At 70.0% G+C, this 16,998-nt stretch carries 14 protein-coding genes; 7 read left to right on the top strand and 7 right to left on the bottom strand.

Annotated features, from left to right (window positions below):
* Positions 1-75: 75 nt before the first annotated feature.
* The 3 genes from VMR06_RS08565 to VMR06_RS08555 form a co-directional block, all read right to left on the bottom strand.
* On the bottom strand, positions 76-465 hold the full coding sequence (locus tag VMR06_RS08565; RefSeq protein ID WP_325375180.1) for a hypothetical protein: 390 nt from the start codon (positions 463-465) through the stop codon (positions 76-78).
* 3 nt (positions 466-468) lie between these two features.
* The gene (locus tag VMR06_RS08560) at positions 469-1,332 is read right to left on the bottom strand and encodes an acyl-CoA thioesterase II (protein ID WP_325375178.1); all 864 of its coding nucleotides are present in this window, start codon (positions 1,330-1,332) and stop codon (positions 469-471) included.
* Positions 1,333-1,523: 191 nt separating this feature from the next.
* The gene (locus tag VMR06_RS08555; RefSeq protein WP_325375176.1) at positions 1,524-2,090 is read right to left on the bottom strand and encodes an N-acetylmuramoyl-L-alanine amidase; all 567 of its coding nucleotides are present in this window, start codon (positions 2,088-2,090) and stop codon (positions 1,524-1,526) included.
* Between the two features lie 79 nt (positions 2,091-2,169).
* Between VMR06_RS08555 and VMR06_RS08550 the strand changes: the two genes are divergently transcribed.
* The 4 genes from VMR06_RS08550 to VMR06_RS08535 all read left to right on the top strand — a co-directional run bounded on the left by VMR06_RS08550 (position 2,170) and on the right by VMR06_RS08535 (position 6,314).
* Complete coding sequence (locus tag VMR06_RS08550) at positions 2,170-2,688, top strand: hypothetical protein (RefSeq protein ID WP_325375174.1); 519 nt, start codon at positions 2,170-2,172, stop codon at positions 2,686-2,688.
* Positions 2,685-4,865 (top strand): bifunctional 23S rRNA (guanine(2069)-N(7))-methyltransferase RlmK/23S rRNA (guanine(2445)-N(2))-methyltransferase RlmL, encoded by a 2,181-nt coding sequence (gene rlmKL, locus VMR06_RS08545; RefSeq protein ID WP_325375172.1) that lies wholly within the window; start codon positions 2,685-2,687, stop codon positions 4,863-4,865. The genes VMR06_RS08550 and rlmKL overlap by 4 nt, the downstream gene beginning before the upstream one ends.
* Positions 4,866-4,976: 111 nt before the next feature.
* Positions 4,977-5,420 carry a hypothetical protein gene (locus VMR06_RS08540; RefSeq protein WP_325375169.1) on the top strand — a complete coding sequence of 148 codons (444 nt, stop codon included), beginning with the start codon at positions 4,977-4,979 and terminating at the stop codon, positions 5,418-5,420.
* A gap of 240 nt (positions 5,421-5,660) precedes the next feature.
* On the top strand, positions 5,661-6,314 hold the full coding sequence (locus tag VMR06_RS08535; RefSeq protein ID WP_325375167.1) for a class I SAM-dependent methyltransferase: 654 nt from the start codon (positions 5,661-5,663) through the stop codon (positions 6,312-6,314).
* 121 nt (positions 6,315-6,435) lie between these two features.
* Here VMR06_RS08535 and VMR06_RS08530 read toward each other — a convergent pair whose 3' ends face one another.
* From VMR06_RS08530 to VMR06_RS08515, 4 genes are all read right to left on the bottom strand, one after another.
* The gene (locus VMR06_RS08530; protein WP_325375165.1) at positions 6,436-6,864 is read right to left on the bottom strand and encodes a CBS domain-containing protein; all 429 of its coding nucleotides are present in this window, start codon (positions 6,862-6,864) and stop codon (positions 6,436-6,438) included.
* A gap of 38 nt (positions 6,865-6,902) precedes the next feature.
* On the bottom strand, positions 6,903-7,877 hold the full coding sequence (locus VMR06_RS08525) for a glycosyltransferase family 2 protein (RefSeq protein WP_325375163.1): 975 nt from the start codon (positions 7,875-7,877) through the stop codon (positions 6,903-6,905).
* Positions 7,878-7,984: 107 nt separating this feature from the next.
* The gene (locus VMR06_RS08520) at positions 7,985-11,560 is read right to left on the bottom strand and encodes an ABC transporter permease/M1 family aminopeptidase (RefSeq protein WP_325375161.1); all 3,576 of its coding nucleotides are present in this window, start codon (positions 11,558-11,560) and stop codon (positions 7,985-7,987) included.
* A gap of 10 nt (positions 11,561-11,570) precedes the next feature.
* Entirely contained in the window at positions 11,571-12,461 is an 891-nt protein-coding gene (locus tag VMR06_RS08515) for an ABC transporter ATP-binding protein (protein WP_325375231.1), read from the bottom strand.
* A gap of 329 nt (positions 12,462-12,790) precedes the next feature.
* Between VMR06_RS08515 and VMR06_RS08510 the strand changes: the two genes are divergently transcribed.
* The 3 genes from VMR06_RS08510 to VMR06_RS08500 all read left to right on the top strand — a co-directional run bounded on the left by VMR06_RS08510 (position 12,791) and on the right by VMR06_RS08500 (position 16,970).
* A complete protein-coding gene (locus VMR06_RS08510; protein WP_325375159.1) occupies positions 12,791-14,194 on the top strand; it encodes a dihydrolipoyllysine-residue acetyltransferase in 1,404 nt (467 codons plus the stop codon).
* Positions 14,195-14,204: 10 nt separating this feature from the next.
* On the top strand, positions 14,205-15,614 hold the full coding sequence (locus VMR06_RS08505; protein WP_325375157.1) for a VCBS repeat-containing protein: 1,410 nt from the start codon (positions 14,205-14,207) through the stop codon (positions 15,612-15,614).
* 84 nt (positions 15,615-15,698) lie between these two features.
* Positions 15,699-16,970: a hypothetical protein gene (locus tag VMR06_RS08500; protein ID WP_325375155.1), complete on the top strand. Its 1,272-nt coding sequence runs from the start codon at positions 15,699-15,701 to the stop codon at positions 16,968-16,970.
* Positions 16,971-16,998: the final 28 nt, after the last annotated feature.

The following is a 16,998-nucleotide window of genomic DNA, read 5'->3' as shown; positions in this document are numbered from 1 at the left end:
GATTCTAAGCCGTTCGCCGTGCCGCGAAGGACACACCCGCTGCGGCCTTCAGCGCGCGTTCGCGCCGGGCGGCGTTCAGCGGCCGAGCTGGCTCAGCGCAATCAGCACGATGACGCCGCCGATCAGCGCCAGCAGGACCAGCTTCATGCGCTTGGACAGCGCATTGTGGCGGCCGGGTTCGACGATGCCGCGCGAGGCGGCCAGCTCGTCGGCGAAGCGCGTGGCCGGCTCCAGGCCCGAATCGCGCAGGATCTGGCGCGCGCGCACCTGGTCGTCGGAGCGCACGACCCAGACCTGCGGCCAGCTGTCGCGGCTCTGGCCGCCGGCGCTGTAGCTGAAGCGCTTCCAGCTGCCGCCGCGCCAGTCGCTGCGGTTGGTCGTGGTGGTCTCGATGCCGTGCGACTGGAGCAGCGCGACGACACGCTGGACGTTCTCGTGGCGGGGCGAGGTGTAGATCTGGCGCATCGGTCAGCCCTGCAGGCGGATCAGGCCTTCCTGCGCGGTCGAGGCGACCAGCCGGCCGTCGCGCGTGAACACCTGGCCGCGCGCCAGGCCGCGCGCGCTCTGCGCGGTCGGGCTGTCGCACGAATAGAGCAGCCAGTCGTCGGTTCGGAACGGCCGGTGGAACCACAGCGCGTGATCGAGGCTGGCGACGGTGACGTTCGGCTGCAGGTACGAGACGCCATGCGGAAACAGCGTCGTGCCGATCAGATGGAAGTCCGAGGCGTAGGCCAGCAGCGTGCGGTGCAGCACCGGGCTGTCGGCGACCGGTGCGATCAGGCGGAACCAGACCGGCTGGTACGGCGGGCGCCTGGGCGGATGCAGATCGCTGCGCGGATAGACCGGCCGGAACTCGAACGGACCCTGCCGCGTCAGCCAGCGCTGCACCTTGGCCGGCGCCTTGGCCAGCTCCTCGGGCGACGGCGACGGCGGCGGATCGAGATCGTCGGGGTCGGGCACGTCGGGCATCGAGGCCTGGTGCTCGACGCCGTCCTCGGCGATGTGGAACGAGACCGTGCCGTTCAGGATCGGCTTGCCGTGCTGGATCGCGACGACGCGGCGCACCGAGAAGCTGGCGCCGTCGCGCGTCGGCTCGACGTTGTAGACGATCGGCGCTTCCATGTCGCCGGGCCGCAGGAAATACGCGTGCAGCGAATGCGCGGCGCGGTCCGGCGCGACGGTCTGCTGCGCCGCCGACAGCGCCTGGCCGAGCACCTGGCCGCCGAACACGCAGCGCGTGCCGATGTCGCGGCTCTGGCCGCGGAACAGGTTGTCTTCCAGGCGTTCGAGCTGCAGCAGCTCGACGAGTTCGGCGACGACGGTATGGCTCATGAGCGATCGGGCAGCGGATGAGGCCCACGAGTATAGCGGCCGCGCCGGTCGCGCCGATGCGAACGCACCGGTGATCGGGGCCCGGTGACGGCTCGCGCGAGGCATGGCCGATCGGCTGCGGTCGGGAGCAGGCGCTGGGCGTGGCTCGTCGGTCGCGTCGCGACCGGCGGGGTGCACCGGCCGCACGCGTGCTAGTCGCCGTACCAGCGCGGCAGCCCGGTCGCCGCGAGCACCGCGTCCCACGGAAACAGCGGGCCGGGATCGCGGCGGCGCGGCAGATCGATCGCCGGGTCGTCGCTGGCCGGTTCGAGGCGCCGGTCCAGATCCTCGTGGCCGGCGATGCGGCGCAGGTTCGGCAGCGTGCGCTTGAGGTCTTCGAGCAGGCCGATCAGCGCCTCGATCTGCGCGGCGGGGTAGGGCTCCTCGAAGCGCTGATGGCGCGAATCGGCCCAGTGCGGATAGCGGCCGAGATTGATCAGCTCGATGCCGATCGAGCGTTCGTTGAGGCCGGCGACGTGATGGGCGATCCGCGTCGGCTCGACGAAGCGCCAGCAGCGGCCGTCGCGGTCCACGTAGTCGTGGCCGCAGGCGCCGGTGCCGCTGTCCGGATAGCGGATGCGCTCGCCGAACGCGCGCGCCATCGCGATGTCCGGCAGCTCGGTGCAGTGGATCACGACGAGGTCGACCGCCTCGGCCGGCCGCGTGGCGAGCCGCGTGCGATACGGAATCGGCCAGTCTTCGACGAGCGGGGCGGGCATCGGGCGGCAGGTCGGGGATGCATCCGGGGCGAGGATGCTGCGGGTGTTAGCATGCCCGACTTTGCACGCGGCGACAGCGATGAAAGGTACCGTCGTTCTTTCCCATGGCCTGGACAGCGGGCCGCAGGCCAGCAAGGTCACGGCCCTGGCCGAGGTCGCCGAGGCGCTCGGCTGGGCCAGCGTCCGGCCCGATTACCGCGACCTGGACGCCACGCGCGATCCGATGGCGATCGACGAGCGCATCGCGCGCGCGCTGGCCAATGCGCCCGCGAATGGACCGGTCGTGTTCGCCGGCTCGAGCATGGGCGCTTTCACGTCCGGCTTCGCCTCGTGCCGGCGGCCGGCCGAGGCCCTGTTCCTGATGGCGCTGCCGCTGTCGATCCCGGACTATCCGCGGCCGTTCGAGGCCGCGCGCGTGCCGACCGTGCTGGTGCACGCCTGGGACGACGAGCTGTGCCCGGTCGAGGCCGCGATCGCATTCGCGCGCTCGCGCGGCGACACGCTGCATCTGGTGCCGGACGATCACCGCCTCGGCGCGCACGTGGCCTATTGCGCCGAGGCGTTCGCGCGCCTGCTGCACGGGCTCGAGCGTCGATGAGGGCGTACTTCGCGACCTGTCCGAAGGGTCTGGAATACCTGCTGCGCGACGAACTGGCCGCGCTCGGTGCCAGCGAGGTGCGCGAGGCGCTGGCCGGCGTGCATTTTCACGGCACGCTGGAAACGGCCTATCGCGCCTGCCTGTGGTCGCGGCTGGCCAGCCGCATCCTGATGCCGCTGGCCGAGTTCGACGCGGCCGACGAGGACGCGCTCTACGACGGCGTCGCGCAGATCGACTGGTCCGGACACCTGGCCGTCGACGGTACGCTGGCGGTCGACGCGCACGGCGGCAGCGAGGCGCTGCGTCACACGCGCTATCTCGCGCAGCGCGTCAAGGACGCGGTGGTCGATCAGTTCCGCGACCGCGATGGCGCGCGGCCCAGCGTCGACACGCGCGAACCCTCGATACGTCTGAATCTGCTGCTGCGCAAGCAGCGCGCGATGCTGGCGCTGGATCTGTCCGGTACGCCGCTGCACCGGCGCGGCTACCGCGTCGGCCAGGGCGAGGCGCCGCTGAAGGAGAACCTCGCCTGCGCCTTGCTGCTGCGCGCCGGCTGGCCGGCGATCTTCGCCGCCGGCGGCGCGCTGGTCGATCCGATGTGCGGATCGGGCACGCTGCTGATCGAGGCGGCCTGGATCGCGGCCGACGTCGCGCCGGGCCTGCAGCGCCGCTATTACGGCTTTCTCGGCTGGAAAGCCCACGACGGCGAAGCCTGGGCCGGGCTGCTGGCCGAGGCGAAGGCCAGGGCGCAGGCCGGCCTGACCGCACTGCCGGCACGGTTCTTCGGCTACGACCACGATCCGCGCGTGCTCGAGGAGGCCAAGCGCAATGCGCAGCAGGCCGGCGTTGCCGGCTTCGTGCAGCTGGCGCGCCGCGACGTCGCGCATCTGGAGCGGCCGGCCGGCTGCGATGCACCGGGTCTGGTGATCACCAATCCGCCATACGGCGAGCGCATCGGCCGTCAGGAGGGCCTGGTGCCGGTCTATCGCGCGCTCGGCGCGCGTGCGACCGCGGAGTTCGACGGCTGGCGCCTCGCCCTGATCACGTCCGACGAGGGCCTGGCGCGCGCCACCGGTCTGCGCGCCGACAAGCGCTACGCGCTGTTCAACGGCGCGCTCGAGTGCCGGCTCTACACGTTCGCGCTCGGCCGCGAACCGGCACACCGGCCGCCGAGCGACGCCCCCTTGTCGCCGGGCGCCGAGGCCGTCGCCAACCGCATCACCAAGACCGCGCGCCATCTGCGCAAGCGGCTCGAGCGCGAGGCGGTCGGCTGCTGGCGCGTCTACGACGCCGATCTGCCCGAATACGCCGCCGCGATCGACCTCTATACCGGTCATCCCGAAGACGCCGGCGGCCCGGACGTGACGTATCTGCACGTGCAGGAATACGCGCCGCCGCGCGAGATCCCCGAGGCGGTCGCGCGCACCCGCCTCAACGAACTGGTCCGCGGTGCCGGCCAGGCGCTCGGCGTGCCTCGCGAGCGGATCGCGATCAAGACCCGCTACCGTGCCAAGGGCGGCAGTCAGTACGGCCGCCACGACGTGCGCGGCGAGTTCCTCCTCGTCGAGGAGGGCGGCCTGCGCCTGCGCGTCAACCTGCACGACTACCTCGACACCGGCCTGTTCCTCGACCACCGGCCGATCCGGCTGCGCATCGGCCAGTCTCCCCGCGGGCTGCGCTTCCTCAATCTGTTCTGCTACACGGCCTCGGCCAGCGTGCACGCCGCAGCCGGCGGCGCGGCGGCGACGACCAGCGTCGACCTGTCGGCGACGTATCTGGACTGGGCGGCGCGCAATTTCGCGCTCAACGGCATCGGCGGACCGGCACACCGGCTGCTGCAGGCCGATTCGATGCAATGGCTCGAACACGATCGCGGCGTCTACGACCTGATCTTCGTCGATCCGCCGACGTTCTCCAATTCCAAGCGCGCCGACGACTTCGACGTGCAGCGCGACCACGTGCGCCTGCTGCAGCTGTGCGCGCGGCGCCTGGCGCCGGACGGACTGATCGTGTTCTCGAACAACAACCGCCGCTTCCGCCTCGACGCCACAGCCCTGCCGGATCTGGCGGTACGCGACATCACCGCATCGACGGTGCCGTTCGACTTCGCGCGCAATCCGCGCATCCACCAGTGTTTCGAGCTGCGCACGGCCGCTGCCGTGGAGGCCGCCGGCTGATACGACAACGCGCTGATTCCGAACGCCGATTCTGAACGCTAATACTCAGTGCGCATTCAGCGCGCCGACCCCAGCATCCGCTCCGTTGCAGACGTCGGATGGAGAGCGGTCATGGTATCGAAGGTGTCGAAGCGGTCGCGCTGGGCGTGGGTGGCGATCGCGCTGGCCGGTTTCCTGATCGGCGTGCCCGCGGCCCAGGCCGGCGGCCGTCACCACCATCATCATGGCGGAGGCTGGGGCGTCAGCATCGGCTTCCCGGGCATCGGCCTGAGCTACGTCGACGGCCATCGCGGCGGCTACTGGGGCGGCTACGTCAATGCCTACCCGCGCCCGTATTACGGCGGGCGGTATCGCTCCGCGTATTACGACTATCCGCCGCCGCGCTACTACGGCGGCTACTACCCGAGCTATGGTGTGGTCTATCACGAGCGACCGGTCGTGCGCCGCGTCGTGCGCACCGTCTACGTCGATGACGACCGCCGTGATCGCCATTACGACCGCTACGAGCGTGACGAGGACTACGGCGGCCGGCGCGCGCGCTACTACGACCGCTGAGCGGGCCGCTGAGCGGGCGGAGCCCGCATGCGGCAGGCTCGGCGCCACGATTTCTTTCGATCGTGCAGCTTCAAGGTTCAACGTCGGACGGCTCCTCCCCCTTCTGCCGTCCGGCGTTCGGCCCCGCGACGATTTCCCCTGATCGTCGCGGGGCCTTCTTTTGTTCTCCCAGCCGTACCCTCTTGCGTTGCAGCCGAGCCTGGACGTTATGATGCGGCCTTCGCCCTGCCGGTATCGTCCATGAGCCATTTCCGCCGAAAGGCCACGGCGGCGACCTGCGAGTCGCCGGTTGCCTGGACGTTCTTCCGGCAATGGCTCAAGAATCCGCTGTCGATGGCGGCGTTTTCGCCGTCGGGCAAGCAGCTGGCGAGGGCGATGGTCTCGCAGCTGCCGGCCGGCGCACGGCGCGTGATCGAGCTCGGCGGCGGCACCGGCGTGTTCACGCGGGCCCTGCTCGAACACGGCATCGCGCCCGCCGATCTGATGGTCGTGGAGCTCAACGAGGCTCTGCACCGCCTGCTGCAGCACCGCTTCCCGGGCGTGCAGGTGGTCCGCGGCGACGCGCGCGAACTGGCCGATCTGGCGACGCAGACGCATTTCCTCGATCACGGACCGGCCGATGCGATCGTCAGCGGACTCGGCCTGCTGTCGATGTCGCGCGGCATGCAGCGCGACATCCTGCGTTCGGCGTTCTCGGTGCTGGCGCCGCACGGGCGCCTGATCCAGTTTACCTACGGGCCGGCCAGTCCGGTCTCGCGCGAACTGTTGACCGAGCTGGGCTTGAGCGCGCGGCGCGGGTCGGTCGCCTGGATCAACGTGCCGCCGGCGACCGTCTACACCTACACGCGCAACCGCTCCACCGCGATCCCGGCGCGTACGCCGGTCCCGCGCTGAAACCCCTCGTCACGGCGCCGCTGCTCGCGGCGGGGCGTGGCTCGGCCGGCGGCGATCCTGCGCCGTGCCGCGCCGGCGCGATCGCGCCGATCCGGATCGACCGATACGCGCCGCGAACGGCTCAGCCGGCGATGTAGCGCTGCAACTGCTCGATCTCCTCGGCCTGCTCGCTGATCACGGCCTTGACGAGATCGCCGATCGAAAGCACGCCGAGGATCGCGCCGCCGTCAACCACCGGCAGGTGGCGGACGTGGCTGCGCGTGCACACCTGCATGCAGTGGTCGACCGTATCGCTCGAGGACACGGTGATCGCCGGCGCGGACATGATCGCCGAGACCGGGGTATCGGCCGACGAACGGCCCATGAGGATGACCTTCCGCGTGTAGTCGCGTTCGGACACGATGCCGACCAGCGCGCCGGCATCGAGTACGAGCAGGGCGCCGACGTTGCGCTCGGCCATCGTGCGGATCGCCTCGAGCACCGGCGCGCCGGGCGCGGTCGAGTAGATCGCATCGCCTTTTTCGTTCAGAAGTTGCCTGACCAGGATCATGGGCCCTCCTCGTTGCGCGACCGGAACAGACGGTCAGTCTACTCCGGAGCGGTTGCCGTGCCCGGCGCCGCGGCGGCCGCCGCCTGCGGCGGATGCCAGGCGTCGATGAAATAGAGCGGGCGCTGCTTGGCCTCGACGTAGAGCCGGCCGATGTATTCGCCGAGCACGCCCAGCGCCATCAGCTGGACGCCGCCGAGGAACAGGATCACCACCATCAGCGACGGGTAGCCCTGCACCGGGTCGCCGTAGAGGATCGCCTTGCACAGCACCCAGATGCCGAACAGGAACGCGATCAGCGCGACCGTGAAGCCGAAGTAGGTCGCGATCTTCAGCGGCGCGCTCGAGAACGAGGTGATGCCGTCGATCGCGAAGTTCCACAGCCGCCAGTAGTTCCACTTGCTCTGGCCGGCGAAGCGCGGATCGCGGTCGTAGACGACCGCCTTCTGCCGGTAGCCGACCCAGGTGAACAAGCCCTTCATGAAGCGCTGGCGCTCGCGCACCTGCGACAGCGCCTGCAGCGCGCGCCGCGACAGCAGGCGGAAATCGCCGGTGTCGCGCGGGATCGGCGTCTGGCTGAGGCGGTCCATGACGCGGTAGAACGCCGAGGACGTCAGCTTCTTGAGGCCGGTCTCGCCGGCGCGCGAGGCGCGCGTGCCGTAGACGACGTCGTAGCCTTCGTTCCAGTACGTGATGAAGGTCGGGATCAGCTCCGGCGGATCCTGCAGGTCGGCGTCGATGACGACGACGGCATCGGCCTCGACGTGGTCGAGGCCGGCGGTCAGCGCCAGCTCCTTGCCGAAGTTGCGCGACAGCCGCAGCGTCGCCACGCGGGCGTCGCGCATGCGCAGCGCCTCCATGACCTGCCAGGTGTCGTCGCGGCTGCCGTCGTCGACGTAGAGGACCGAGCAGGCCAGACCGTCGAGACCGTCGAAGACCGCGGCGAGGCGGTCGTGGAACGTGTTGAGGCCTTCGCTTTCGTTGTAGGCGGGGACGACGACGGCCAGGGAGCGCATGGGCGGTATCGCGGCGGGGATGCGCGCATCCTAGCCGACCGCCGGTTGCGGGGGAATGTCGGTCCCGATGCGGCCGCGGCAGCGATTCAGCCGCCGCGGCCGGCCGGTCACTTGACCGTGACGCGCTTGCGGTTGTCCTCGGAGCTGCGGTCGACCAGCTTGTTGTACGGGTCGATGCCGGCCTCGTACGGCAGTTCGTCGACGATCAGCTCCAGCGTGGTGTCCTGCTCGGTGACGTGATGCTTCTGGAGATACAGCACGCGCTCGTCGGACTCCTTGCCACCGGGCGGTCGCGCGAACACGCCGATGTCGACCCACTGGTCGAGCGGCGCCTCGGTCTCGGCGCCCTTGCCGTCGGTCTGCAGCATCGCCGAGCGCAGCTTCAGCGTGACCGCGTACTTGCCGTCCTCGCGCTTGACCGCATCGGCCTCGACCGCGCGGTTGTCCCAGAACGTGATCTTCTCGAACAAGTTCTCGATGAACCGGTGGACCTTCGGATCGGTGCCCTCGCGCAGGTAGCTGAGGAACTCGCGCGTGGTCGTGTACGGCGGCTGCTGGAAGCCCTTGTCCTTGAGGAAGCGCGCCAGCACCGCGTTCAGCGTGTCCTCGCCGATCATGTCGCGCAGCGCGTAGAACACGACCGAGCCCTTGCGGTAGTGGATGTAGTCCTGGTTCTCGTTGAGTGCCAGCGGCAGCTCCTCGACGCGCTCGGTCGCGCGGCTCATCAGATAGCGGTCGAGCTCGTACTTGAGGAACTTGCGCATCTTCTGCGGGCCGTACTCGTGCTCCATGACCATCAGCGCCGAGTACTGCGCGAGCGATTCGGACAGCATCGTGGCGCCCTGCACGTTGGCGCCGATCACCTGATGCGCCCACCACTGGTGCGCGGCCTCGTGCGCGGTCACGTAGAACACGTAGTCGATGTCCTCCTGGTCGCGCAGGTCGGCGATGAAGCCGATCGATTCCGAATACGGGATCGTGCCGGCGAACGCCTGCGCGAAGCTCGAGTAGCCCGGGAATTCCAGGATCCGGAACTGCCGGAACTGGTACGGCGAGAAGTTGCGCGTGAAGTAGTCGAGCGACTTCTTCGTCGATTCGATCATGCGATCGACGTTGTAGGGGTGCTTGGCGTCGTAGTAGACCTCGATCGGGATGTCGTTCCAGGTGTCGCGCTTGACCTCCCAGCGCGCCGACAGCCACGAGAAGAACGGCAGCAGCTTGGCCTCGGACTTGTAGTGGAAGTAGCGGCGGCCGTTCTCGGTCCATTCGCGCTGCAGATAGCCCGGCGCCAGCGCGATCTGGTCCGGCGCGGTCGACACGACCGTCTCGAAGTCGACCCAGTCGGCGCTGTCGCTGATGTAGGTGTTGGCGCGCGCGGCCTCGTCGTCGATCTTCGGCATGCGCGGCAGGTCCGGCAGGCCGTACTTGCGGCGGTCGTTGCGGTCGGTCAGCTGGCGCCCCTCGCTGTAGCCGAACTGCGGCAGCGCCATGTTGTTGAAGAACGTGCCGTTGTGGACCACCTGGGTATCGCCGCCGTCGAGCGGGAATCCGTGCGGCTCGAAGCGCAGGTCGAACGCGAAATCCATCGCCGCGCCCGGCGCCATCGGCGTGTCGAGGCGGTAGATCGTGTAGCCGTGCACGTCGTCGGTCTTGACGACGCCGTGCGGCGCGAACTCGAGCCGGTCGACCTGCACGCTGGGGTCGATCGCCACGTGCAGTTCGGCGATCGGTCCGGCGGTCTCGTTGACGAGACGGTAATGGCCGCGGATCGCGACGCTGCGCTCGGCCGGATCGATGTCGACGTCGGCGCGGATCGCGGTGATGCGCGGCTTGGGCAGGTCCTTGAACGGGCGGTAGGTCTTCTCGTACTCGGCGCTGCGCTCCTTGGCGAGATCGCCGGGCACGTAGCGGTTCAGCACGTTGGTGTTGTAGAAGATCCAGCCGCCGAGCGCGACGAACGCGACCAGGCTGCCGGCCAGCACGAAGCGGCCCGGGCCGCGGCGCAGGCGCGCGCGCGCCTCGCGCACGCGGTCGCGGAACGCCAGCGAGGTGCCGCGCGGCCAGAACGCCGCCGCCAGCGCCAGCAGCGCGACCGCGAACGCGGCCCAGTACGCGCGGAACCACAGATGCGGGCCGATGAAGTGGCCGTAGCCGTTCATGTCCGAGTACGGCGTGCGCGAGGCGCTGCCGTAGCGGTAGAGCAGGTGGTCGAAGTCGTACATCGTCATCGCGAAACGGCTGACGAGGTAGACGATCATCAGCAGATAGCCGACGAACTTGTTGCCGCTGACCACCTGCAGGAACACCGCCAGCACCGCCATCAGCACGAACGGCACGATCTCCAGCGCGATGCCCTTGACGTAGAGCAGCGGCTCGATCGTCGTGTAGCCGCTGGCGATCTGGTAGCCGATCGTGAACAGCGCGCCGGCCGCGAACAGCACGACGATCAGACCGAGCAGCGCGGTCAGCTTGCCGGCCAGCGGCACCCAGTTCGGCGCCGGGAAGGCGTCGGTCGCCTCCGATACGCGCATCGAGCGCTCGCGCCAGATCAGCTCGCCCGCGTAGAACGTGACGACGATGACCAGGAACAGGTTGAGGCTGCCGCTCAGCGTCGACAGCATCTGCCGCGTGACCGGGTACAGCTCGGTGCCGTACATCACGCCGCTGAACTTGAGCACGCTGAAAGTCAGCAGCAGGCCGAGCAGCAGCATCACGATGAACGGCGCGCCGGTCACCGCGCCGCGCAGGTCGAACGCGGCCTGGTGAAGGTACTGCTTCCACTGCGCGGCGCGGTCGGTGCGCAGCGCGACCGGCACCAGCGGCACACGCGCGGCGGCGGCCGGCGCGGCGGCCTCGGCCTGCTTGCGCCGGCGCAGCACCAGGCCTTCGCGGTCGGCGCGGAACAGAGCGAACGCGCCGATCAGCAGCAGCGCGGTGATACCGAGCCACAGCGCGCGGTTGGCCAGCAGCAGGCCGGTCAGCTCGGGCAGGCGCGAGTTGAGCTCGGCGCTGGACCAGTAGCGCATGTGGTCGTAGATCGCGTTGCTGCCGGACGGATCGACCAGGGCGGCGATCCAGCGCGAATCGAGGTCGCGCGTGAGGAAGTCCGACATCTGCCACAGCACGAAGAACGCGATCGCGCCGAGGTAGGTGTAGAGCATCGAACGGGTCGCCGTCGCGAGCAGGAACATCAGCGCCGAGACGAACAGCAGGTTCGGGATCACCAGCACGACGAACGACCACAGATACGCGGTCCACGGCGTCGGGCCCAGCCGCGTCGCGTCCAGCCACGGCATCATCGAGCCGATCCAAAGACCGAGCGCGAGCATCAGCATGATGCCGATCGCCGCGAGCAGACCGCCGCCGAAGCGGCCGAGCAGGTAGTCCCGCTTCTTCATCGGCGTGACGAAGAACAGCTCGGCCGTGCGCTGCTCGAAGTCGCGCAGCGCGATGCCGCCGACGAAGATCGTCGCCAGCAGCACGCTGATCACGCTGAACGCGCCGAGCAGCGTGACGACCACGGCCGGGGCGTTGCGCAGCACGTTGCCGACGCCGCCGCCGAAGCTGACGTTGTCCGACGCCATGGCGCCGAAGCCGATCGCGCCGTAGACCAGGGCGACGATCCAGAACAGGCCGCTGCCGAGCAGCAGGCGGCGTTCGAAACGCAGGAGATGTCCGAGCATCGGCGCGTCCTCAGGCCGCGGCCGCGACCGGCGCGGCCTGGCGGCGCAACTCGCCGAAGTAGACGTCTTCCAGATCCGGCGCGACCGCCTCGAAGCCGTCGCCCGGATAGGCGTCGCTGAGCACGTGGATCACCGGCTGGCCGCCGACCAGGCGCGTGGACAACACGACATGGCTGGCCTGGATCGCTTCCAGCTCCTGCTTGCGCACGGTCTTGCGCCAGACCCGGCCGTCGAGCGAGCGGATCGTCTCGTGCGGCTCGCCGGTCAGGCGCACCTGGCCGCCGGCGATGATCGCCATGCGCGGACACAGATCGGTGACGTCCTCGACGATGTGCGTGGACAGGATCACCACGACCTTCTCGCCGATCTCGGCGAGCAGGTTCAGGAAGCGGTTGCGCTCCTCCGGATCGAGGCCTGCGGTCGGCTCGTCGACGATGATCAGGCTCGGCTGGCCGATCAGCGCCTGGGCGATGCCGAAGCGCTGGCGCATGCCGCCGGAGAAGCCGCCGAGCTTGCGTGCACGGGCGTCCCAGAGGTTGACCTGCTTGAGCAGGCCCTGCACGACTTCCTTGCGCTGCTTGCGGTCGACCACGCCCTTGAGGATCGCGAAATGATCGAGCATGTCCTCGGCGCGCACCTTCGGGTAGACGCCGAATTCCTGCGGCAGGTAGCCCAGGCGCCGCCGTGCCTCGTCCTTCTCGACGAGCACGTCGAGGCCGTCGAGATGGACGCTGCCGCTGTCGGCGTCCTGCAGCGTGGCGATCGTGCGCATCAGCGTCGATTTGCCGGCGCCGTTGGGACCGAGCAGGCCGTACATGCCCTTGGGGATGTCGAGCGCGACGCTCTTGAGCGCCTGGACGCCGTTCGCGTAGGTCTTGGACAGGTCGCGGATCTCGAGCATGGCGCAGGTCTCCTTGGGTGGCACCATGACGATAGCGGCTTGGCCGCGCAACGGCAGGGGCCGGACGTCATGGCCGCGGCGCGACGCGCTGGACTGGTCGCGCGCGCCGTCCAGCGTATGCGCCGTCGCGCGCAGGCGCCAGGGCGGAACGGCGCGGTCTCGCGCGGGCAGCGCAGCAGCGCGGCCGATCCGGGCGGCCGGCAGCGGCGAATCGGCCGGCGCCGCGGCAGCGGCCGCCGCTCGCGGTTGGCGGGATCGCGCTTCGGCGCCACAATAGCCCGATTGCAACGCCGAGCGGGCCCGTGTCGGCGATCATCCGGAGCAGCTTGATGGCCAGCCAAGAAGTCAAAGTCCCCGACATCGGCAACTACACCGACATTCCCGTCATCGAGCTGCTGGTCAAGCCGGGCGACAGCGTGCGCAAGGACCAGGGCCTGGTCACGCTGGAATCGGACAAGGCGACGATGGAGGTGCCGTCCTCGGCCGGCGGCGTCGTCAAGGAACTGCGCGTGAAGATCGGCGACACCGTCAGCGAAGGCTCGGTCGTCGCGATCGTCGAGGCCGGCGATGCGCCGGCTGCCGAGGCCAGGCCCGCCGCGGCGGCCGCGCCCGCCGAGGCGGCGGAGCCGGCGAAGGCAGCCGAGCCGCCGCCCGCCGCCGCCAAACCGGCCGACAAGTCCGAGAAGGCGACCGTCGACACGAGCCGGCCGGCCGCGCTGAGCGAGCTGCAGACCGCCGCGGTCGCGCCCGACCTCGACCCGGAGGCGTCCGGCCCGCGCACGCCGCCGGTGGCATTCGGCGCCGATACCGTGTTGCCGGAGAAGGTGCCGCATGCGAGCCCGGCGGTGCGCCTGTTCGCGCGCGAGCTCGGCGTCGATCTGCGCAAGGTCAGCGGCAGCGCACGCGGCGGCCGTATCGTCCGCGAGGACGTGCAGGCCTACGTCAAGAAGGCGCTGGCCGGTGGCGCGACGGGCGCGGCGCCCATGGGCGGCGGCCTGCAGCTGCTGCCGTGGCCGCAGATCGATTTCTCGAAGTTCGGCCCGGTCGAGCAGCAGCCGCTGTCGAAGATCAAGAAGATCTCCGGCGCCAACCTGGCGCGCAACTGGGCGATGATTCCGCACGTCACGCAGCACGACCACGCCGACGTGACCGACCTGGAGGCGCTGCGCGTCGCGCTCAACAAGGAGAACGAGAAGGCTGGCATCAAGCTGACGATGCTGGCGTTCCTGATCAAGGCGGTGGTCGCCGCGCTCAGGAAGTTTCCGGAATTCAACGCCTCGCTCGACCCGGCCGGCGACACGCTGATCCTCAAGCAGTACTTCCATATCGGCTTCGCCGCCGACACGCCGAACGGCCTGGTCGTGCCGGTCTTGCGCGACGCCGACCGCAAGGGCGTGCTCGAGATCGCGGCCGAGACCGGTGCGCTGGCCAAGAAGGCGCGCGATGGCAAGCTTGGGCCGGCCGACATGTCCGGCGGCTGCTTCTCGATCTCGAGCCTCGGCGGCATCGGCGGCACCGCGTTCACGCCGATCATCAACGCGCCGGAGGTGGCGATCCTCGGCGTGTCCAAGAGCCAGACGCTGCCGGTCTGGAACGGCAAGGACTTCGAGCCGCGCCTGATGCTGCCGCTGTCGCTGAGCTACGACCATCGCGTCATCGACGGCGCCTCGGCGGCGCGCTTCACGACGTATCTCGGCCAGGTGCTGGCGGACATGCGGCGAGTGCTGCTCTAAGGTGCCCGCAATGCCGGCCCGCTCCGTTCCGCTGCACGGCATCGCCGCCGCTACGGTCGCGGCGCTGCTGTCCGTGTGCATGCCGGGCCATGCGTCGGTCGCGGCCGGCGTGGTACCGCGCCTCGCGCCGGACTCCGCTGAGCTCGAGCAGCCGCTGGCGGCCGATCGCGGGACCGCCGCGGCGATGGCGGTCGAGGTCGGACCTGACGGGCGCACGATCGCACGCGTCGATGCCGTGGAGACGCCACCGATCGCCACGCCGCGCGGCGACGCCGAGCTGCCGTTCGGCGACGCGCCGGACTGGCAGAACACGCTGCGCATCCAGGTCGGCGGGCTTGCGGCCGGCGATCTGAACGGCGACGGCCGGCCCGATCTCGCCGCCGTGTGCTACCAGTCCTCGAGCTTTCCGCCGTACGAGGACTGGCGCAACTTCGTCTATTTCAACGACGGCGCCGGCCTCGCCGCCGAGGCCGGCTGGATCTCGGCCGATCAGGTCCACTCCGGCGATGCCGCGATCGCCGACATCGACGGTGACGGCTACCACGATCTGGTCGTCGCCAACGGCGGCAGCGCGTACGCGCCCAATTCGATCTACTTCGGCAGTGCGGCGGGCCTGGCGACGACGCCGGGCTGGCAGAGCGCGCAGCCGGCCTGGGCGGTCGGCATGAAGCTGGTCGACATCGACGGCGACGGCGATCTGGACCTGGTCACCGCGAACCAGGGCCGCGGCCAGCCCGACGTGCATCGCCCGGCGTATCTGTTCCGCAACGACGGCGGCCAGCTGACGACGACGCCGGTCTGGCAGTCGGCCGAGGCCTCGATCCAGAACAGCGTCGCCGCCGGCGATCTGGACGGCGACGGCCGGCCCGAGATCGGCCTGGCCAAGTGGGTCGGCTTCACCAGCGGCGTGCACCTCAATGCCGGCACGCTGCCGGCGCCTGCGCCGGCGCTGACGTTCGGCAGCGGGCAGGGCGATCGCGGCATCGCATTCGCCGACATGGACGGCGACGGCGATCTGGACGTCGTGATCGGCCTCGACGAGCGCCTGCACGTGTTCCTCAACGACGGCGCCGGCGGCTTCGCCGACGCCTGGACGTCCGGCCGCGATTCGAGCCATCAGGATCTGCTGGTCGCCGATCTCGACGGCGACCAACTGCCCGACATCGTCGACATCGACTTCTCGACCGGCCGCGCCGATCTGTACCGGAACCGGCCCGGCCTGCCGGCGGCGCTGCCGGACTGGAGCTACGACGCCGCCGCCTCGGGCACCGCGCTGGCCGCAGCCGACTTCGACGGCGACGGCATGCTCGATCTGGCGATCGGCTACTCGGGCCAGCCCTCGGTCGTCGTCTTCTTCAATCGCCTGAGCGTCGAGGACCGCCTCTTCGCCGACGGGTTCGAGCCGGAGGGCCTGCGCTGACGCGTCCGCCGGCATCACACCGTTTCCACCGCCAGGACGGCCGTTCCGCTGACCCGATCGACCCATACGACGAGGAGTGCAGGCATGAAGAGGCTACATCCGATGGCGGTTTCCGTTTCAGGAGCCCTGTTCGGCGCGGTCGCGCTGCTGGCCACGGCCGCACCGGCCGGCGACGAGAACGATCCGATCTTCGCCGACGGCTTCGACCCGCCGCCGCAGGTGACCTGCGGCTGGGATACCGCGCTCGGCACGCCGGGCGGTTCGCTCAACGGCATCGGCCGCTGGGGCGCCGACGCCTATGCCGGCGGCTCGTCCGGCTCGCCGTTCAACGGCGTCAGCAACGGCGTGGCGCGCATCGATCTGGCCGCCGGCACCACGCATCCACTCGGCACGACCAGCCTCAGCGACGGCTTCGTGACCGACTTCGTATCGTTCGATCCGGGTGACGGCGAAAAGCTCTATATCGTCGGCAGCCAGAACGGCATCAGCTTCGGCGGCGCCGACGTACCCAATACCAACCTCGTCTTCAGCTGGGACGGCACGACCGCCGGCGCGCTGGCCGGCGCCAGTTTCCCGGGCCTGACGTTCGGCTGGTCCGGCCTGGTCTACAAGGGCCGTCTGGCGATCGGCGGCACCACCGGCATTCCGCAGTTTCCGCTGCTGGCGCTGTGGGACGGCAGCAGCTGGGAGACGCACAGCGAAGGCTTCGAGGGCCTGGTCGCGCCGATCATCATGACGATGGCCGAGTACCGCGGCGACCTCTACGTCGGCGGCCGCTTCGACCGGATCCGCCTGCCCGACGGCAGCGGCGGCGAGATCGTGATCGAGTCCAAGAACGTCATGGGTTTCGACGGCAGCGGCTTCTTCTCGGTCGGCGGCGGCGTCAAGCGCGCGACCAGCAACATCTCGCAGGTGCAGGCCCTGGCCGTGTTCGAGGACGCGCTCTACATCGGCGGCCGCTTCGACGCCTCGGCGACCGGCAACGTGCCGATGTTCGCGGTCGCGCGCTGGGACGGCACCACGCTGTCGGCGGTCGGCCACGGCTTCCCGATGCCGAGCGAGGTGCGCGACTTCGAGGTCTACGACGACGGCAGCGGCCCGGCGCTGTATGCGGTCGGCACGTTCACCGCCGATACGCAAGGCACGGCGATCCGGCGCTTCGCCAAGCTGCAGGACGGCGACTGGGTCGAGGTGGCCGGCGGCACCGGAGACAACCCGAACAAGGCGATGACGCTGCCGGACGGCCGGCTCGCGATCGCCGGCAGCTTCAGCGAAGTCGGCGCCGCCGGCGTCACCGGCACCGGCCCCGCCTCGGGGCTCGCGGTGCTGACCTGCCAGCCCGACCCGCAGCGCTGATCCGGCGCTGCGTTCACTCCATTCCTTT

Source organism: Dokdonella sp., from assembly GCF_035511235.1.
Classification (GTDB): Bacteria; Pseudomonadota; Gammaproteobacteria; order Xanthomonadales; family Rhodanobacteraceae; genus Dokdonella.
The sequence above is the reverse complement of the archived record's forward strand: the minus strand, read 5'-3'. Positions and strand labels throughout refer to the sequence as shown.

What these genes read in the sequence shown, in the direction of transcription:
- VMR06_RS08565 (WP_325375180.1), bottom strand. Translation starts at nt 465, where the DNA reads ATGCGCCAGATCTACACCTCGCCCCGCCACGAGAACGTCCAGCGTGTC.
- VMR06_RS08560 (WP_325375178.1), bottom strand. Translation starts at nt 1,332, where the DNA reads ATGAGCCATACCGTCGTCGCCGAACTCGTCGAGCTGCTGCAGCTCGAA.
- VMR06_RS08555 (WP_325375176.1), bottom strand. Translation starts at nt 2,090, where the DNA reads ATGCCCGCCCCGCTCGTCGAAGACTGGCCGATTCCGTATCGCACGCGG.
- VMR06_RS08550 (WP_325375174.1), top strand. Translation starts at nt 2,170, where the DNA reads ATGAAAGGTACCGTCGTTCTTTCCCATGGCCTGGACAGCGGGCCGCAG.
- rlmKL (WP_325375172.1), top strand. Translation starts at nt 2,685, where the DNA reads ATGAGGGCGTACTTCGCGACCTGTCCGAAGGGTCTGGAATACCTGCTG.
- VMR06_RS08540 (WP_325375169.1), top strand. Translation starts at nt 4,977, where the DNA reads ATGGTATCGAAGGTGTCGAAGCGGTCGCGCTGGGCGTGGGTGGCGATC.
- VMR06_RS08535 (WP_325375167.1), top strand. Translation starts at nt 5,661, where the DNA reads ATGAGCCATTTCCGCCGAAAGGCCACGGCGGCGACCTGCGAGTCGCCG.
- VMR06_RS08530 (WP_325375165.1), bottom strand. Translation starts at nt 6,864, where the DNA reads ATGATCCTGGTCAGGCAACTTCTGAACGAAAAAGGCGATGCGATCTAC.
- VMR06_RS08525 (WP_325375163.1), bottom strand. Translation starts at nt 7,877, where the DNA reads ATGCGCTCCCTGGCCGTCGTCGTCCCCGCCTACAACGAAAGCGAAGGC.
- VMR06_RS08520 (WP_325375161.1), bottom strand. Translation starts at nt 11,560, where the DNA reads ATGCTCGGACATCTCCTGCGTTTCGAACGCCGCCTGCTGCTCGGCAGC.
- VMR06_RS08515 (WP_325375231.1), bottom strand. Translation starts at nt 12,461, where the DNA reads ATGCTCGAGATCCGCGACCTGTCCAAGACCTACGCGAACGGCGTCCAG.
- VMR06_RS08510 (WP_325375159.1), top strand. Translation starts at nt 12,791, where the DNA reads ATGGCCAGCCAAGAAGTCAAAGTCCCCGACATCGGCAACTACACCGAC.
- VMR06_RS08505 (WP_325375157.1), top strand. Translation starts at nt 14,205, where the DNA reads ATGCCGGCCCGCTCCGTTCCGCTGCACGGCATCGCCGCCGCTACGGTC.
- VMR06_RS08500 (WP_325375155.1), top strand. Translation starts at nt 15,699, where the DNA reads ATGAAGAGGCTACATCCGATGGCGGTTTCCGTTTCAGGAGCCCTGTTC.